The organism is Arcanobacterium bovis, assembly GCF_004331995.1.
GTDB lineage: Bacteria > Actinomycetota > Actinomycetes > Actinomycetales > Actinomycetaceae > Arcanobacterium_A > Arcanobacterium_A bovis.
Genome location: NZ_SJDT01000003.1, coordinates 50,102 through 69,028 on the forward strand (window position 1 = coordinate 50,102; position 18,927 = coordinate 69,028).

The 18,927-nt window shown below is 51.3% G+C and carries 15 protein-coding genes; 5 read left to right on the top strand and 10 right to left on the bottom strand.

The features are described from left to right. The first annotated feature begins 5 nt into the window (after positions 1-5). From EZJ44_RS04035 to rpsT, 3 genes are all read left to right on the top strand, one after another. Positions 6-521 carry a PH domain-containing protein gene (locus EZJ44_RS04035; RefSeq protein ID WP_131280470.1) on the top strand — a complete coding sequence of 172 codons (516 nt, stop codon included), beginning with the start codon at positions 6-8 and terminating at the stop codon, positions 519-521. Then, positions 518-1,111: a type II toxin-antitoxin system PemK/MazF family toxin gene (locus tag EZJ44_RS04040; protein WP_131280473.1), complete on the top strand. Its 594-nt coding sequence runs from the start codon at positions 518-520 to the stop codon at positions 1,109-1,111. Before EZJ44_RS04035 ends, EZJ44_RS04040 begins: the two co-directional genes overlap by 4 nt. Before the next feature lie 224 nt (positions 1,112-1,335). Continuing rightward, positions 1,336-1,608 carry a 30S ribosomal protein S20 gene (gene rpsT, locus EZJ44_RS04045; protein WP_131280475.1) on the top strand — a complete coding sequence of 91 codons (273 nt, stop codon included), beginning with the start codon at positions 1,336-1,338 and terminating at the stop codon, positions 1,606-1,608. Between the two features lie 241 nt (positions 1,609-1,849). Here the strand turns inward: rpsT and galE are convergent, their stop codons facing one another. The 6 genes from galE to EZJ44_RS04075 all read right to left on the bottom strand — a co-directional run bounded on the left by galE (position 1,850) and on the right by EZJ44_RS04075 (position 10,464). After that, complete coding sequence (gene galE, locus EZJ44_RS04050; protein WP_131280478.1) at positions 1,850-2,812, bottom strand: UDP-glucose 4-epimerase GalE; 963 nt, start codon at positions 2,810-2,812, stop codon at positions 1,850-1,852. Positions 2,813-2,953: 141 nt separating this feature from the next. Beyond that, a complete protein-coding gene (pntB, locus tag EZJ44_RS04055; RefSeq protein WP_131280480.1) occupies positions 2,954-4,387 on the bottom strand; it encodes a Re/Si-specific NAD(P)(+) transhydrogenase subunit beta in 1,434 nt (477 codons plus the stop codon). Positions 4,388-4,389: 2 nt separating this feature from the next. Beyond that, on the bottom strand, positions 4,390-5,919 hold the full coding sequence (locus tag EZJ44_RS04060; protein ID WP_131280482.1) for a Re/Si-specific NAD(P)(+) transhydrogenase subunit alpha: 1,530 nt from the start codon (positions 5,917-5,919) through the stop codon (positions 4,390-4,392). A 151-nt stretch (positions 5,920-6,070) separates the two neighbouring features. Beyond that, a complete protein-coding gene (holA, locus tag EZJ44_RS04065) occupies positions 6,071-7,036 on the bottom strand; it encodes a DNA polymerase III subunit delta (protein WP_131280484.1) in 966 nt (321 codons plus the stop codon). A 21-nt stretch (positions 7,037-7,057) separates the two neighbouring features. Next, positions 7,058-9,481, bottom strand: coding sequence for a ComEC/Rec2 family competence protein (locus tag EZJ44_RS04070; protein WP_131280486.1), 2,424 nt, complete (start codon positions 9,479-9,481; stop codon positions 7,058-7,060). Between the two features lie 80 nt (positions 9,482-9,561). Next, complete coding sequence (locus EZJ44_RS04075; protein ID WP_165496106.1) at positions 9,562-10,464, bottom strand: helix-hairpin-helix domain-containing protein; 903 nt, start codon at positions 10,462-10,464, stop codon at positions 9,562-9,564. Between the two features lie 158 nt (positions 10,465-10,622). Between EZJ44_RS04075 and EZJ44_RS04080 the strand changes: the two genes are divergently transcribed. Beyond that, positions 10,623-12,440: a helicase HerA-like domain-containing protein gene (locus tag EZJ44_RS04080; protein WP_131280490.1), complete on the top strand. Its 1,818-nt coding sequence runs from the start codon at positions 10,623-10,625 to the stop codon at positions 12,438-12,440. Positions 12,441-12,547: 107 nt separating this feature from the next. Here the strand turns inward: EZJ44_RS04080 and EZJ44_RS04085 are convergent, their stop codons facing one another. Continuing rightward, entirely contained in the window at positions 12,548-13,525 is a 978-nt protein-coding gene (locus EZJ44_RS04085; RefSeq protein WP_131280492.1) for an aldose 1-epimerase, read from the bottom strand. Positions 13,526-13,731: 206 nt separating this feature from the next. Continuing rightward, positions 13,732-16,623: a leucine--tRNA ligase gene (gene leuS, locus EZJ44_RS04090; protein WP_131280494.1), complete on the bottom strand. Its 2,892-nt coding sequence runs from the start codon at positions 16,621-16,623 to the stop codon at positions 13,732-13,734. Between the two features lie 149 nt (positions 16,624-16,772). On the opposite strand from leuS, the gene EZJ44_RS04095 reads away from it, so the two are divergent. Further along, a complete protein-coding gene (locus EZJ44_RS04095; protein ID WP_131280496.1) occupies positions 16,773-17,216 on the top strand; it encodes an HIT family protein in 444 nt (147 codons plus the stop codon). A gap of 34 nt (positions 17,217-17,250) precedes the next feature. Here the strand turns inward: EZJ44_RS04095 and EZJ44_RS04100 are convergent, their stop codons facing one another. Both EZJ44_RS04100 and EZJ44_RS04105 read right to left on the bottom strand, forming a co-directional pair. Beyond that, entirely contained in the window at positions 17,251-17,916 is a 666-nt protein-coding gene (locus EZJ44_RS04100; RefSeq protein ID WP_165496107.1) for a vitamin K epoxide reductase family protein, read from the bottom strand. A gap of 145 nt (positions 17,917-18,061) precedes the next feature. Then, on the bottom strand, positions 18,062-18,829 hold the full coding sequence (locus tag EZJ44_RS04105) for an HAD-IIB family hydrolase (protein ID WP_131280500.1): 768 nt from the start codon (positions 18,827-18,829) through the stop codon (positions 18,062-18,064). Positions 18,830-18,927: the final 98 nt, after the last annotated feature.

The window sequence follows — 18,927 nt, forward strand, 5'->3', positions numbered from 1 at the left end:
GGAATATGGCTATTCCACAGAAAATCCTCGGCGCAGATGAAACAGTCGTGTTTCATCTGCGCGAGCACGTCAAAGCAATATTGCTCAATATTATCGGTGCGATTGCCGTATTGATACTTGCCATTGCCGGCACCTATTTCTTGCCAGAATCTCGCCCTACTTGGATTGTGTGGTTAATCTGGGCAATAGCCTTGGTATTTATAGCAGTTGTATTTCTGGTGCCATGGCTCAAATGGTTTACAACCACGTACACGATTACAACACGGCGAATCATCACACGCAGCGGCATCTTTGCCAAAACCGGCCACGACATTCCGCTCTCACGTATCTCAAACGTCAATTACGACCTCGATTTCATTGACCGTATTTTTGGCTGCGGTACGTTGATCTTTGAAACATCCGCGGGAAATCCACTCGAATTGAAGGACATTCCCCATGTTGAGGACGTGCATGTGCGCCTAACTGAGATGCTTTTCGATTCTCCAGACAACACCAACTACCGAACAATTGAGGACGAATGAATCTCCAACCTTTCTTAAAGCGCCTCATAGTTAATGTAGGTAAAAGTCTCGTACGTGAGCTAACGCGGAAACGTCCCGATGATAGAACTGCTCGCTCCCCACAGACGACGCGCGGTTCTCAGCCTACGCCACACGCACCGACGTCGTCATCACCTACGAACTCATCTGCGCAATCACGCAGCAAACGTTGGGATATTGCAAAGAACGGCTTGCCAGATTTTGGCTATCGTCCGGACGACGACGGAATTCCTGATCCAGGCGAAGTTGTGTGGACATGGATTCCTTATGAAGAGAACAACGGCGAGGGCAAAGATCGGCCAGTTTTGGTGGTAGCTTGCGTTGGAGACACTGCAATATGTGCCCAGATGACGTCCAAAGATCACGCACAGAGCTCGCTATACCAAGACGAATATCATCGGTGGTGGCTCGATATTGGAAATGGAAACTGGGATCGAGCTAATCGGCCTTCAGAAGTGCGCCTCGACATCCTTTGGCAAGTTCCGTTTACCGAAGTACGTAGAATCGGCGGATTCCTCGAGAAAAATCGCTATTTGCGAGTAATTGCTGCGCTCAAAGAGATCCACAAATAATGATGTGAGAGCGCACGTGACGCGTAGCACCGCCATTTGGGCTACTTATCGTTGGAACTGCACGAAAAAACTGGTAGAGTGTTCCAATGGACTTTGCACCTGGTCGGGTCGCGAGTCCGGCCTGATCCATAACCACGGGTGTCCCCACGCCTGGCAGTCCGGAGATGGCAACCTCTCACCGACCGTATCCGTTCGCATAAGCGAAAAATCGAAAGAGTTAAACAGTGGCAAATATTAAGTCCCAGAAGAAGCGCATCAAGACCAACGAGAAGCGTCGTATCCGCAATAAGGCATACAAGTCTGAGCTCAAGACCCTCGTTCGCAAGACGCGTGAAGCTATTGCTGCCGGCGATGCTGAGACCGCTACCGCGGAACTTCGTATTGCAAGCCGCAAGCTGGACAAAGCTGTATCTAAGGGTATTATCCACAAGAACCAAGCTGCTAACCGCAAGTCGAAGCTTGCCAAGCAGGTTGCTGCTCTTGGAGAGAAAGCCTGATTCGATAACTTTCCGTTGGTAGAGTTTTAAGCTCTCCTAACGCGAACTCTTTTGAGGGTGGTGCGGAATGTTCCGCACCACCCTCAAAAGTATCTATCAAAAGTATCTATACAAGTGTTTCGCTTGCCCCAAATTAGATGCTCTAACTTAGGCGATCATTCATTCATCGCGCTATATAATGCCGATGTCTAAAGCATCGCCTAAGTTAGGAAAAACTTCGCGCAAACTCTTCCAAGGCAGGCTATTGCGCCTGACGAGCCTCCCAGGCAGAACGCACCATATCAGCTAGGCTGTGGCGCATCTTCCAATTGATGTCCCGTGCCGCTGCGTGACCATCAGCCACAATGCGAGCTGGATCGCCAGGGCGCCGAGGGGCAATGATCGGGTCAAATTCGATTCCGGTGACTGTAGCAATTTCATGCATAATTTCGGCCACAGACGAGCCCTCCCCTGAACCGAGATTGTAGGCAGGAAGAAGATCTTTCCCAGATTCTAGTGCCTGAGCTGCCGCTACATGAGACACCGCTAAATCGGCAACATGAATATAATCGCGTACGCAGGTTCCATCGGGAGTCGGATAGTCGTTTCCATTAATCTGCGGTGTTTTGCCCGCCAATAAGCGATCAAACACAATTGGGAACAGATTATGCGGGCTACGATCATAAACGTCTGTGCCGGCGGACCCGACCACATTGAAATAACGCAAATTTGTATAGCGCCACTGTGGATCAATGGCTTTCATGTCTGCAGCGAGCCATTCGCCAATAAACTTGGTTTGCCCGTAGGGAGATTCAGGTGAAAGCGGACAATCTTCGGTAACAATATCTACCTGCGGGGTGCCATACACAGATGCCGAAGATGAGAAAACGTAATTGTGCACACCGGCATCGTGCATCGCGGACAGCAGCGAAACGAGACCTGTGACGTTCTGATTGTAGGTGTGTAGCGGCCGTTTAACGGATTCACCAGCATATTTATATCCTGCAATAGACATGACGCCAGTGATTTCGTATGTTTCGAACACCTTCGCCAGGAGATCTTCGTCGAGAATTGATCCCTCAACGAACGCAGTGCCGTCAGGCACGAACTGGCGTAGACCAGTGGAAAGATCGTCGTACACCACCGTATCTATTCCGGCATCATGAAATGCTCGCACAACATGGGCGCCGATGTATCCAGCTCCTCCAGTAACTAGCCATGCCATATTCTTCACCTTTCGCATCATTGCAGTCTCTTGGCACAACGCGCTTCTAGCGCGTCCTTTATCTATTGAATCAAAAATATGGGAGCTTCGAAATTACGTATCGAAACTCCCATATTCTCAACCAGCTCTCGGGTTTGTGTTCTACAGTGCAGCGATGATCTGCTCTACCGTAGCCTTCGCGTCGCCAAGCAACATCTGCGAATTTTCATTGAAGAACAGCGGGTTTTGCACACCAGCGTAGCCTGCATTGCCCATCGATCGCTTGAATACCACCACGTTCTTCGCTTCCCAGACCTTCAGAACAGGCATTCCTGCAATCGGCGAACCAGGCTCTTCAGCAGCTGGATTAACGGTATCGTTTGCGCCGATCACCAGCACTACGTCAATATCGGCGAAATCGTCGTTAACTTCGTCCATTTCAAGCACGATATCGTACGGCACTTTGGCTTCCGCCAAAAGAACGTTCATATGCCCAGGCAAACGGCCAGCAACAGGGTGAATACCGAAGGTTACATCAACACCCTGTGCGCGCAAACGCGAGGTCAAATCCGCTACAGGATACTGCGCTTGGGCAACAGCCATGCCATATCCAGGGGTAATCATAACTTTACGAGCATCCTTGAGCATTTGCGCGACGTCTGCCGCCGTCGTCTCCCGATGCTCGCCGTAATCGCGATCATCCGCCCCGGCAGCGCCGCCGTCTGTACCGAATCCACCCAAAATCACCGAAACAAACGAACGGTTCATCGCTTTACACATGATGTAGCTCAAATACGCACCTGAGGAGCCCACGAGAGCGCCAGTAATAATAAGCAAATCATTGTTCAGCGTAAAGCCAGCCATTGCTGCCGCCCAGCCCGAATATGAGTTGAGCATCGAGACTACAACCGGCATATCGCCACCGCCAATTGCTGCCACCAAATGCAGGCCAAGGGCCAACGCAATGATGGTGAGAAGAATGAGCGGAATGAGGCCCACGCCGACCGAACGAGTATTGGCGAACCAAATAATGAGGCCAATGCTCACCACAATCGCACCGAGGTTGAGCCAGTTACGACCAGGCAATGTCAGCGGCGATCCCTTGATACGCGCTGAGAGCTTCAAGAATGCCACGATGGATCCGGTGAGTGTCACCGCGCCAATGAATACCGCAAGTCCCACTTCGCCCATGTGGAATGCATTCTCTGGGCTGTCAGAGCCTGGTGTGATGAAAAATGAGTTGTAGCCAACGAGCACCGCTGCAAGGCCAACAAAGGAATGGAGCAAGGCAATAAGCTCTGGCATTCCCGTCATTTCCACGTGCTTCGCCTTGTAGATACCTACCGCAGCACCGATACCCATTGCCAACGCAATGAGGAAGAAGGACATCGCAGGTTCATTATCGAATGCCAGCACGATGAGAATAGTCGCCAACAGCGCAGTTCCCATTCCGACGATGCCGAAAAGGTTTCCGCGCCGCGCCGTCTCCTGTTTCGAAAGACCAGCTAGAGCGAGAATAAACAGCAGAGCCGCACAAACGTACGCCAGGGATTGAAATTGAACCGAGAATTCTTGGAAAAACGAAGGGGCACCCATGCTTAGCTCCTCTGGAACATCTTGAGCATCCGATGGGTCACTGTGAAGCCACCGAATACGTTAATTGAAGCAACTACGATCGCGAAGAAAGTCAATACTTTGACTGCCACTGAGTCCGCCGGAACTTGCAGCAGTGCTCCTACCACAATGATTCCCGAGATGGCATTCGTGACCGACATCAACGGAGTGTGCAGCGAGTGGGTAACCGACGTAATAACGTAGAATCCAACTACCACTGCCAGCGCAAAGACGATGAAATGGCTCGTCATTCCCGGCGGAGCTGTCATGATTAAGGCCGCAAATACGGCACCAGCAACCAGCATCCACCAGTTCTTAGCTATCCAGCTCTTTTCTGGTTCAGGTTCCGCTTGCGCAACAGGCTCTGCCTTCTTGGCAGCAGGAGCTGCTGAGACCTGCACCGGCGGAGGCGGGAACAAAATATCGTTATTGAGGGTCACAGCCATTTGCCGGACGACGACATCGTCAAGGTCCAAGTGGAGCAAACCGTCTTTGTTGGGTGTTGTCAGTTTGAAGAAATTGACAAGATTTTGGCCGTACAGCTGCGATGCCTGGGCAGGAAGCCGACCCGCCAAATCTGTGTAGCCCACAATTTTTACGCCATTTTCAGTGGTCACAACCTCACCTGGAACGGTGAGCTCACAGTTGCCACCATTTGCTGCCGCCATGTCCACAACCACTGATCCTGGTTTCATGTTAGCGATGGCTTGAGCGTCAAGCAGGATCGGCGACTTACGTCCGGGAATATTTGCGGTCGTGATGACGACGTCGGAGAGCGCTGCTTGCTCTGCGTACAGTTTGGCAGCCGCAGCGGCTTGGTCTGCCGTCATTTCTTTGGCGTAACCGTCCGATGATTCTTGAGCAGGAGCTGGAATCGCGACGAAGTTTGCGCCCATAGATTCGACCTGCTCAGCCGTCTCCTGGCGAACATCGGTTGCATTGACGATGGCTCCCATTGAATTTGCAGTTCCAATCGCCGCAAGACCTGCCACGCCAGCACCGATTACATAAACCGTTGCCGGAGGCATCTTTCCCGCAGCAGTTACTTGACCGGTAAAGAGCCGTCCAAATTGGGTTGCAGCTTCAATAACTGCGCGATAACCAGCAATATTTGCCATTGAGGAAAGCACGTCCATCGACTGTGCACGCGAAATTCGCGGAACCATGTCCATTGCCAAACCGGTAATCCCACGCTGCGCTAAGGCTTGCAGGGTTTGTTCGTTTCGCCCAGGAGCCATCCGTGCAACAAGCGTGGCGCCATTCCTCATTTTATCTAAGTACTCGGTTGGCGGAGTATCGAGGGCGAATACGATATCCGCGCCCCAAGCGTCGTCCGTCTCAACAACCTTTGCACCAGCTTCTTCGTACAGATGATCTGGAAAACTCGCGCGATCACCAGCGCCGCGCTCAACTAACAATTCGTAGCCGAGCTTGATGAGTTTTCCAACCGTATCTGGAGTGGCGGCCACTAACGCTTGAGAAGCATCTGGCTCGCGCGGTACACCAATTTGCACAGTGTCTCCTAACCATGGATTGTGTGAAGCACAATAAAATTTGCTTCATTTTCGCCACTTCTAAGGTTAGCCCAGATTTGTCTCTTTATCGAGATATTTTATGCTTCAGGTCTCGCTTGTTGACGAAACTAGCGAATAGTTGCCGTCTAAGTTAGCGAATGCGCCGGGCACGCCCAACTGCCAAAATGGCACGCTCAAGCGCATAGCCCGCATCGCGCGACCCTCCCTTGACATCGACATCTGCTCGTGCAATTTCGCATATTGCCTGTGCCAAGCCTTCCGCACTCCAATATCGCAATTCACGCTTGGCACGGTCACGTTGCCATTGCTGCATGGTATCTTTTACGCCCAGTTTAGACGAACGTTGCCCCAATACCAGCGCCATTGAGCGAAATTTCAAGGCGAGCGACGACACTATGCTCACTGGCGAGGCTCCCGTTGCCATCGCATGACGGGCCAATTCGATGGCGCGGCCTACGTCGCCCGTCACTAATGCATCGGCAACTCGGTAGCCATTTGCTTCGATACGTCCCGAGAAATACTTGTGTACGTCGTCATCGCCAATATTTCCAGGGATGTCATTGAGGAGCTGGTTTGTTGCGGATAATAGCTCGCGTAAGTCTGAACCCAAGGCGTCGATAAGCGCTTCAACTGCGGGTTTCGACATCGTTCTGCCTTGTGCCGAAACGTCAGCCATCACAGCATTGATTTTCTCAGCCTGCTGTTTCACCGCATTGATAGTGATCGTGGGAACCCGCTCAGCTACCAGCTTGTCAAGCAATTTCTTGCCGCGCACGCCGCCGTTGTGCCGAAACAACACCACAACATCTTGTTCTGGCATCTCGACGTATTCCAAGGCATCGTTCAAAAACGCGTCAGTAGCCTGCTCGACATTGGGGATAATAACAGCTCGTGGCTCGCCAAACAGCGTAGGAGTAGTGAGCATCTGCAACTGTCCATTTTGATAATCAGCAGCATCAATCGTGGTCACATCAGTATTCGGATCGCGAGCGCGCAACTGTTGCTTGACGTGGTCTGTTGCGCGGTCACCATATACTGGTTCACCAGACTTAATCAGGATCAGAGGTCTGAGTTCGAGAGATTCCCATACTGCCATAGGTTTATTATTCCACGGTATCTATTCTGCGTCTAAGCACGACGTTTCTATTTTGCCGTGGCCGATCCTGATCATTTCACAATCAGCAGTAGTGAGGTACATAGGCGCAGCCCAGATCCGGCGTGCCTGAGCCGTTGGATGTCCGTAGTTGTTTTCACCCACAGACACCAGGCTTATTTTTGGTCGATAGGCTTGCGCCAAACGCGGTGACTGATCTTTCGAGCCATGGTGTGATACTACGACGACGTCCACCTCCTTCGCGTGGACGCTCAGCTGGTCTTGTATCTCTTGTGGAACATCGCTTAGCACCACCGTATGCAAGGTTGACGTTGCTGCATCGATAACTAGCGAATCTCGGTTGGAATCACCTTCGTCTCCGTTCACCTGAGATGGATGAAGAATGCGTAGCCAATCGTGAAAAGATTGCCCCGCTTTCACTCGCTTATAGGCAATACCGTGTTTGGCAATATTGTTCATGAGCGGTCGTGAATTGTAGAGCGGAAACGGATTCGGGCTTATCCAGATTTCCTCAACGTCAACTTTCCCGATTACTGCTGACGCTCCCCCAATGTGGTCGAGATCGAAATGGCTCAATATGAGCAGACTTAATTTGGTAACCGAATTGTCGTTCAGACATTTCGATATTTTCGTCTCGTCGGGTCCCACGTCAACGAGTACCGTATCGGTACCAAACCGCAGTAACAACGCAGATCCTTGCCCGACGTCGCACTGCACAACTTCCCAATCGCTCAAGACAGTTTGTTTATCTGGAACAACAAGCTTGTTCACCGGCAACGCGCACATGATTGCCAGTGATGCAGCAAGTATTGTGGACGCGGAAATATACCTGCGCCTACTGACAGTGGTGGTCATATGCGTATGCCGCGAACGCAGGGAGAGAAAAGCGAAGCTCAGTGATCTCAGTTTCTTCCTCGCTCGCTTCCGTATATAAAAGGCCAGCTTAGGCAATAAGCGTGGCATGCTGATTAACGCCGCGAGCAGCAACAAGTTCAGAACAAATACAATAGCTGGGTGAACGTGAGAAGCGGGAAAATCACGGATCACCCCAACCATGAGCACGATCCATTTACAGCATGTCCATGCACCCCAGACAAAAAGGCGTGCAATGACCGGAGCAATGTTTATAGTGAGCAGCGCACTTAAACCGCATACGGTAATCGGCGCAACCACCGGCGCTACCACTATATTCGCCGCGACACCCCAGATGGAGACGTCGGATTGCACCGTTGCGATCGCGGGAAAAGTCCAAAGCGAGGCGACGAGCGGAATCGCCACTAATTCGGCACACCACTTGGGCATAATCTGCGCAATATGTTTCGATAACAAGCCTCCGCAGCTTACGATCCCGAAAGCGGCGAGAACCGAGAGAATAAAGCCAAGTTCTGCGCTGAGCTTTGGATCGACGAAACACACTAATATAACTGTGGTGGCAAGGAGTGCAACAGCATCGCGTGGCCGTTTTGCGCCTATCCCAAGTACAACGAAAAGCCCCATATATACCGCTCGTACCACTGACGGACTTGGCCCAACGATAAGGGTAAGTAGCGCTATCGTAAACGTAGCCAAAATTGCCGATATCCACGGACGGTGCCACCCAAGAACTGCACAGACAGCAAGGAGCAGAATCGAAATATGGGAACCGGACACAGCTGTTAAATGTGACAAACTCTGATTCTTCATATCGCTTCGTAGCGAATGAGATAGGTTGGCATCGTTTCCCAAGACGATTCCTTGGACAAGGGCCTTTGCATCCGATTCGTTCGATTCGACCTGTGTGAGCACAGCAGAAAAATCCCGGTGAACTCGATTGACAAATGCATGCATCAGGGTTTGTTCACCAATGATTTTTATTGCCTCAGCCTCGATCATCAGCTCGCAATTTTGTTTATCTGTGTGAATCGATGCATGCCCACGAAATTGGACTGGATCGCCATATTCAAGGGTGTTACTAGAATTTCGAGGAATCTGTACACACGCATTTTCCCGTGATTCGAGCCCGTTGACAGACATATATGCGATGTTATAGGTGGTGTATCCACGCATTTCTTGCGCCCTACCAACAATCACCGCGCGCACATCAACATCGTGATGTTGTACAGCTACCTGTACAAATGGATCAGTTTTGTAGAGATAGGCATGCACAGAGTTGTTGATTATGGCAATGCTAGACACGCAGATAGAAAGTAGAACTACCGCGCCAATTTTTGTTCTGACTGCGGCGCGCTTCTGGTTATTATTTCCAGAGCGCCCTGTCAAAGCGATAACCGCTCCGCGCATGCAGAGCACTGCGAGTACAACGAGTACGAGTGCTACGACGGTACCGTCAGATATACCGCCACAGCGTCGGAAATCTTCTGCATCCACTCCTATCACGGTGAGCGCCCACAGTATTGCAGCCGGAAGCACTAAGCGATAATCATGCATATCAGCACTTCAATCTCGTCAAGCCAAACACTAAATTATCGCAAGAGCTGGAAAGGCATCCACACGTACAGAATCGTGCATCATAAGCTCAGATAGGGACGCAGTTTTTCTATAGTTTTTGCTCCTATTCCGCTAATTTGTCCAAGTTGGTCAATACTAGAAAACTTCCCATGTTGTTGGCGCCATTGCACGATTTGTTGCGCCGTCACTGGACCAACTCCAGGCAAAGCATCTAATTCGTCCACTGATGCTGAATTGAGCGATACTTTTTTCGTCGTTGTCGACGGCGGATCGTTATTATTCCCTTTCGCTAAACTACTATTCGCAGTATTGCTTGCAGGCATTTCTTGTTCACCTTGAACAGGAATGTGGATATGTTCGCCATCATTGATCTGCGCCGCAAGGTTGACCTCCTTCGTATCGGCATTCTGGCTCAATCCACCCGCAGCTTCCACAGCATCATTCATCCGGGCTGACTCATTGAGCGTCACCAAACCCGGCTTATTCACTGCTCCGGTTACATAAACAACTATTTTGTTCGCTTCTACCTGCTTTTCCGCAATGTCTGCTCTGTAACCTGTTCCTGGTTTCTCGTTCGTAGCACCGCCGCGAGCAGATTCATCGGTATTATTTGGCGTGGACGGAATTTCATGCACTGCATTTCCGCTCACTGCAACTGCCCGCATAATCGTTATCGCCATGGCAATGACCAGCACCGCCAAAAACACTTTGAGCGATGACCCCGACATAACAAAGCGAGATTTCGGAGCTGACTGCATCAATAAAGCAGCTTCGTCGCCCAAAGAAGCACTAAAAGCTGCACGTTTGTACGAACCAACGAGCTTTTGCTGCGTTGTTGCAGAACCGTCAGAAATACGCCGTGGGGCAACAACAGAGCAATCCTCGATGCCAGTTACGCTGCTCGAAAGCCCGTGTTCACGAGCGTTCGAAGTTCTTATTATTCTAGGAGGCGGCTGATTCATAGGCTCATTTTGCCCAATGGGGAAATTCATTTTAAGAAGACAGTCGAAACTTGTGGATCAACAACACGTTTCGCGATGTTGTGGACATCGGTAAAATCCCGCTTGCGAACATTCTTTTTCTCTCGCTGAATACCCATGCACGCCGGTAGGATAGCATTATGACCAACCCAGAAAATGCCGAATTAGCCCGCTTAAAAGCCGAGGCGCTCGCCGCGCAAGCTGCAGCTGCCGCAGCGCGTGCCGCTGCCGCGCAGGCAGAACTTGAAGCCGCAATGGCTAGCGCATCCGCACAGCCATCTGAAACAACGACGACGGCCACGGATACGCCGTCGTCATCTGCGTCCGATAAGCAGGAAGTTCCTAATAAGCAGGCTACTGCTGAACCAACTCCATCAGAATCGCCAAAAGCCGAGGATGAATACGCCCAGTTGATCGCGCAGGGTTACACCTTCCCCACGTCTGCGATGACGATTGGAAGCTACTTGAGCAACGGCACGGTGAACCCGGACGTGCGCGTATCCTTGCCATTGGCGATGCTCAACCGCCACGGCGTCGTCGCTGGTGCTACAGGTACCGGAAAGACTCGCACGCTACAGCTGCTAGCGGAAGGTCTTTCGACGAATGGAGTACCGGTATTCATCACAGATATTAAAGGTGATCTGACCGGACTCATGGAGCCGGGCACGGCAAGCGATAAACTCCTCGCGCGAGTCTCAGAGCTCGGTCAAGACTGGCAAGCTGCTGCGCATCCCGTAGAATTTTTCAGTCTCGGTGGTCAAGGCACCGGCATTCCAATTCGCACGAGCGTCACCGATTTTGGCCCTATTTTGCTCGCAAAAGTTTTAGGGCTCAACGACACCCAAGAATCCGCACTTTCGCTCATTTTCCATTGGGCTGACACAAATAAACTGGCGCTAATTGATTTGGGCGACCTCAAATCAGTGGTGAGCTATTTGAGCTCGGATGAAGGAAAGGCGGAGCTCAGCTCGATTGGCGGCATTGCTCCGGCAACTGCTGGCGTAATCTTGCGTGAAATAGCTGAGCTCCAATCCCAAGGTGGAGACACTTTCTTTGGCGAACCTGCTTTCGAGGTGAGCCACTTCTTGCGCACCACGAGCGAAGGGCACGGCGTTATTTCCTCGCTAGAATTGCCAGATATCCAAGGTCAATCTGCGCTTTTCTCGACATTCATTATGTGGTTGTTGGCTGAACTTTTCCACGAGCTGCCTGAAGTTGGCGATCTTGACAAGCCAAAACTTGTGTTCTTCTTTGACGAAGCGCATTTACTTTTCACCGATGCAACCAAAGAATTCCTTAAACAGGTTATACAAACAGTGCGCCTGATTCGCTCTAAAGGCGTGGGAATTTTCTTTGTTACCCAAACTCCAAAAGACATTCCCGACGACGTTTTGGCTCAGTTGGGTGCGAAAGTTCAGCATGCTCTGCGCGCCCACACACCCAACGACGCAAAAGCGCTACGTGAGACTGTCAAAACTTTCCCCACCTCGCCGCTTGATTTGGAACAGTTACTTCCTTCACTCGGAACTGGCGAAGCCGTCGTCACTTTGCTCGATCCGAAGGGGCGTCCGACGCCGGTGGCACCGATCCGCCTCTGGGCTCCCAGTGCCAATATGGGAACGGCAAATCCGGAGTCAGTTCAAGCTAAAGTGACTGCCTCCGAGCTGTATGTGAAATACAAAGATGCCGTTGACCCTGAATCTGCGACTGAACTTCTTGAATCGCGTATGCAAAAACAAGCTGAACAAAAAGCCCAGCTAGAAGAACTCGAAGCACAGATTGCGGCAGAGAAGAAAGCTGCTGAAGCTGAACTAAAACAGGCCCAGCGCGAAGAAGCGGCCGAAGAAAAGCGGGCAGCACGACGTCGTGATTCCTTGATCGACTCAATTGTAAGAACAGCTGCTCGCACAATCACGCGCGAAATCACTCGCTCGCTCTTTGGAACTCGACGTCGATAATTTTGTAAGACTTCGAGCCTTGGCGTAGAAGTTAGTTGTGGTGTGGGGCTTCCAGATCAAAGAGATCTGGAAGCCCCACACCACAAGCAGGCACTTAGCTTTTGCGTTTATACTCCGTACGTAAGCGTCGCTGTAAGCTGCCGAGAAGCTCCAGGTGCAAGACGCACACTAGCTTTAGAATCCGCACGGTTAAACGCATCGGGAACATGCGAGAGCGGTTCCAAGGCAATTGACGCACGTGAATCGCGTACCAATCCATCAGCAGTAAACACGTGCACAACCGGCGCATCAGCAGGCTCCTGAGTGAGAGAAACCCATCCTTGACCTGATAAGTCACGCACAGTGGTAGCTACTACGCCGTCGTCATCGGGAATCAAACCACGGAACGAGGTATCAAGCTTGGTCGATCCCATATAGTCGATAATTACCGGCGCTTTGACACCAGCATAAGCAGCTTCACCTGCCCGCGGAATTAAAGCGGAGTCCACTAAAATCTTTGTGCGTGCAGGAATTTCCAAAGACGTGTTAGAGATAGTCTTATTTCCTGGGAGTTTGAGATATGGATGCCATCCGACCGCCAATGGAATGTCGGTGTCAGAGGTGTTCTTCGCAGTGATTGTCACCGACAAATGCTCTTCGCCATCTGCACCTGATTCGAGCGAGAAAGTAACTTCTAAAGCGAAACTGAATGGGTAACCATCCGCACCAGGAAATTCATATCCAAGGGTGAGTGTATTACTAGCGTTGATGACCGAGAAATCTTTGTCACCCACGAGTCCATGTAAGGCTTCACCGTCGTTGTTCAGCGCAAGCTCATAGGTATTCTCGTCGAAACTGTAACGACCATCTTTGATTCGCCCACACCACGGTGCCTGGATTCGACTGCGCGAAGACACCACGTCAGTTAATTCTTGGCTCGACTGATAACCGTCGATAATTTCAACTCCTGCACGCGGCTGCCATGAAATGAGCGTAGCCCCACGCTCTGCCACGATGGCACGAGCACCCGAGCTAGCCTCAATGCGCCATGCCGGCATCCCGTCAAAATCAGTTTGCTCAATATGCGCAATATGCGAACTAGCCATATCCGGTTACCTCCTCTTATATATCTTTAAGTGAACTCATTCTAGCTTACTGCATACTTTTGAAACAGGGCGTATAACGGTGGTTGAGTCCAATAGATGGACTGAACCACCGTTTCGCTTTGAAACACACGGATAGAAGTGCGAGATGCCGTTAGGAACGCGGCGAAAACGGAAAAGTCTCTCACCGACGCACTATCAGACCGATTTTACGGAACGATATTCACAAGCTTTGGCGCGCGAACAATAACCTTGCGCGGCTCACCTGGAACAAAAGCGCGCACGCGCTCAGATTCTAATGCCAGTTTTACCAACGAGTCCTCGTCAATATCCGCAGGCACTTCAAGCCGGTCACGAACCTTACCTTGCACCTGGACGACGCAGGTCACGGCGTCGTCGCGCAGCAAACATTCATCCCAAACCACTGGGAACGGAACGTGGGTGATCGAATCTTCATGCCCGAGTTTTGCCCACAATTCTTCTGCGATATGCGGTGCTACCGGAGCAACCATCTTCACGATAGCCTCGGCGGCCTCGCGCGGAACTTCGATTCCGGTGAGGTAGTTGTTGAACATGATAAGCTTCGCAATTGCCGTATTGACACGCATATTTGCGTATTCGACCGTCACATCAGCGATGGTACGCGCCAGTTGCTTCGCAGTTTCGCCTTCAACCGGCTTATCAACAACCACAACCTCGCCGGTTGTTTCGTCAATAATATTTCGCCATAGACGCTGGAGGAAACGCTGGGAACCAACCACCGCGCGAGTTTCCCATGGGCGCGATACGTCAAGTGGTCCCATCGACATTTCGTACAAGCGGAAGGTATCTGCACCGTAGAGCGCACACATATCGTCTGGGGTCACAATATTCTTGAGCGACTTACCCATCTTGCCGTATTCGCGTTGAACCGGCTCACCCTTCCAGCTGTAAGTTACCTCGCCCGAGCCATCAGCAGCAGGAACTTCCTCAACTTCATCGGCTGGCACATATTGACCACGTGCATCGGTGTATGCATAGGCCTGCACGTAACCTTGGTTGAACAAAGTGTAGAAAGGCTCACAGGACGACACGTGGCCAAGATCAAAAAGCACCTTGTGCCAAAAACGCGCATAGAGCAAATGCAATACAGCATGTTCAACGCCACCCACGTACAAATCAGCACCACCGGCTTGTTTACCGTCACGTGGCCCCATCCAGTACGCTTCATTTTCTGGTGCGATCAAGGCGTTATCGTTATTTGGATCCACATAGCGCATCTCATAAAAGCAGGAACCCGCCCAGTTAGGCATGGTGTTTGTGTCGCGCTGGTATGTTTGCTTGCCATCGCCTAAATCCAACTCCACATTGACCCAATCTTGCAGACGGCCCAATGGAGGCTCTGGCTCCGATTCCGCATCATCAGGATCGAAAGAGCGCGGCGAATAATCAGGAGTATCAGGCAACTCAACCGGAAGCATCGACTCAGGCAAAGCGTGAACCTGTCCATCGGCATCGTAAACCACTGGGAATGGCTCACCCCAGTAACGCTGGCGGCTGAAGAGCCAGTCACGCAAGCGGAAGGAAACCGTGGCATGCCCCAAGCCTTTCGACTCGAGCCATTCGATAATCCGCGCTTTTCCTGCTTCTTTATCTAATCCATTCAAGGAAATTTCCGCGTTGGCCGAATCAATGATGAGTCCATCACCCGTCCACGCCTCATCGCGAGCAAAATCAGCAGGGGCTTCAATCGTGCGAACGATGGGCAATTCAAACTTCGTTGCAAAAGCGAAATCGCGTTCGTCATGTGCCGGAACAGCCATAATAGCACCAGTACCGTAGCCCATCATCACGTAATCACTGGTAAACACGGGAATCTGCTCGCCGTTTACCGGATTCGTAGCAAAGATACCAGTAAAGACGCCGGTCTTTTCCTTATCCAAATCGCTACGGTCGAGGTCTGATTTCATCGACGCTGCACGCTGATATTGTGCAACTGCCTCTCGAGGTGATTGTGCACCACCAGTCCACGTAGCTTTAACGCCGTCTGGCCAAACGGCAGGGATATTTTCCTCTACGAGCATTGGATGTTCTGGCGAAATAACCATGAACGTAGCACCAAAGAGCGTATCGGGACGCGTGGTGAAAACGGTGAGAACGGCGTCGCCGCCTTCATGGTGGGCACAGAAGTCCACCTCAGCGCCGTGAGATTTGCCAATCCAGTTGCGCTGCATCGAACGCACCTTATCGGGCCAATTCACCATATCGAGATCACCGGCAAGACGATCTGCGTAGGCGGTGATGCGCATCATCCACTGGCGTAGCTCACGCTTAAACACTGGGAAGTTGCCGCGCTCCGAACGTCCATCAGCTGTGACTTCTTCGTTAGCAAGCACAGTACCCAAACCTGGTGCCCAGTTCACGGGTGCGTAGTCGATATATGCCAAACGACGTGCGTTAATCGCCTCGTTGCGCTCTGCAACACTCATATCCGTCCAGGCTTTACCCTGCGGTGTGGGGATTGTTCCAGCGGCGTATGCCTCAATCAGTTCCGAAATTGGGCGAGCACGACCCTTCGTACCTTCGATGCGACCAGGGGCATCGTCGTCGTACCAGGAATTGAAGATCTGCAAGAAAATCCACTGCGTCCACTTCATATAATCCACATCGGTGGTAGCCAAGGAGCGGCGCTTTTCGTGCGAGAGGCCGAGGCGACGCAACTGCTTGCGCATATTAGCGATATTTTCTTCCGTAGTATCGCGTGGGTGCGCACCAGTTTGCACCGCATACTGTTCGGCGGGCAGACCAAAGGCGTCGTAGCCCATGGTGTAAAGCACGCTCTTGCCCTGCATACGCTGGAATCGAGCCACCGTATCGGTCGCAATATAGCCGAGCGGATGCCCCACATGCAGGCCTTTTCCAGATGGATAGGGGAACATATCAAGGAGGAAGAAAGGCTCAGCGGATAGATCTTGGGAAGAATCGGCTAGGTCGCCAACCGGATTCGGCGCATTGAACGTGCCGTGGTCATCCCAGTAATTTTGCCATTTAGCTTCGATTTCATTAGCGAGTTCAGCAGTGTATCGATATGGAATCGCTGCTGGTGCTGCCTCGTTGCTCATAGTTCTCCTTGAGTTGTTCCAATACGTTACTAATGATAGACCAGTGCTGGCCTTGACTTCACATACGTTCACGGGTTGAAGCACAATTCACCAAGGCACAACGCATGTACGCCTGTTTTTCGCCGTCCTTAGCCAATATACTGGTTGCCATGAGTATTTTTTCGAAGATCATTGACGGTGAATTACCTGGTCGATTCGTCTTTGCCGACGACGTTTGTGTCGCCTTCGCAACCATCGAGCCAGTTGCTCCAGGCCACGTTTTAATCGTTCCGCGCCAAGAAGTAGATAAATTCTCCGACGTCGATCCCGAAATTTTCGCACGAATGGCGAACGTGGCACAGATTATAGGTCGCGCGCAAGAACGCGCTTTTCACACTGAACGCGCGGTTGTTTCCATTCTCGGTTTTGATGTGCCACATACCCATATCCACGTTGTACCAGCAAATTCGCATACCCCAGGTGAGTTAGGGAAAGCACAAGCTGCCCCTGCAGAGGAACTTGACGAGGCTATGACTAAGCTGCGTGTCGCGCTCGGAGAGCTTGGATATGGCGAGTTTGTACCCGCGCAGATGAATTCCCTCGGCAAGTCCTAAAAATTGTTCCCTGAGTATGGTTCCCTTAACTTCGCTAGAAAAGCAGCTGCCAATCAGCCCAGAACCACACCACAAGTAAGGTAATCAAAGCCGCGTAAGCAATCGCTGCGATAACAAACCTGTTTCGGACGATAAATCGGCCCGCAGTCTCGCAACTCGTGCCCAAATGCCCGGCTTGTGCGGAACGCCCCCAGATCGTGATGCTCAATGGAATCATGCACAACCACACAATCATGCAAAATGGACAAATCGAATGGGCAACCACCAAAGATTGGTACATGAACCAAATTACCCATACTGCGCCCAATAGCATGGCACCGCTCAAAGCAATCCACATCGCGCGGTGCAGTTTTGAACCTGTGAGCAGCGATAACGACAGTGCGAGGAGAGCTGCGAAGAAAGCCACACCCAACAGCGAATTTGAGATACCGAAAACGACTTCGTTTTGCCACGTACCCACCCATTTTCCGCATCCAATAAGCGGATTCACATCACATACGAGTGAGCTGCTCGGATTTTCAAGTTTCGCCTTTTCAGACATCATCAAAGCCATCGCTGCAATGAAAGCAATGGCAGATGCAATACAAAGCACCCAAGCAGTGCTGCGGTGTGCACCGCCCTCGCGCTGATGGGTATCGGCGTCGCCACGCAACTGCGCCAACCTGCGGTCGATTTCGGACTCGCTCAATTCGTGGTTCATGGTCTTCACCTGTCGATCTAACGCCATAGACGATATTAATTTCTTACATAATACAGATAAACGAGCGTTTCGTTAGCAACTTCCCGCCCACTAACCACTACCCCACTACTGCGAGACACCAGGCAAACCGTTACATAACCCGTGGTTAGGCTCGCAATTGCCGCAAGGTCTCCACAAGTTCGCCAACAAACGCAACCGTATCTTCCCAGCCAGTAACAGCATGGGTATCAATTCCAAGGCGCAATACAGGATAGTCATTGCCGCCTTCATCAAGCCGATCGCCAACGAACAGCATTTCTGCAATATCAATTCCAGTTTGCTTAGAAAGCTCGGAAATTCCGTAGGCTTTGTCCACGCCTTTTCGCGTGATATCAACCGACGTCGATCCCCCACCTCGCACTTCAAGCTCCGGGAGCAAAGGGGCGACGGCAGCACGCAAGCGCTCTTTTTTCTCACCAGTTGGATCCCAAGCTTTCTTTGCTTCCAATGGCGCTTCTTGACCCAAGGCAGAGAAAGTAATTTGTGAGCCCCGATCTTCGAGAATATTTCCCCACGTCTGCTCTTCCCAAAGGCCGAGCTCTTTTGCATTCGTTTCAAGAGCAGCAAGCGCACGCGCCCGCTCGTCGTCACTCAAATCACGCACATAGATAGGCGACCACTCCCCTGCAATATGGCGCAAATAGCGAGTGCCACACGTAGGCATGAGATGGAGTTGGGCGAGTTGTTCAGAGTTCGCACCAAGATTGTCCAAAAGTTGCTTGTCGAATTGCTCAAAATTCCCACCCGAGATCACACACACCTGCGCAACCTCAAGCAGTTTCTTCAGCTCTTGCGCCATTGCAGGCGGAAGCGCAGATTTTGAGGGAGCAAGAGTATCGTCAAGGTCGAATGCTACTAGCTGGTAGTTCTTCATAGATATGCGGCTTTCTTTCGATTGGGGCGAATACGAGGTGCACCCTAAGCCCTTCGAAGTTTAGGATAAGACCACATATATTTCCACTACACGAGGAT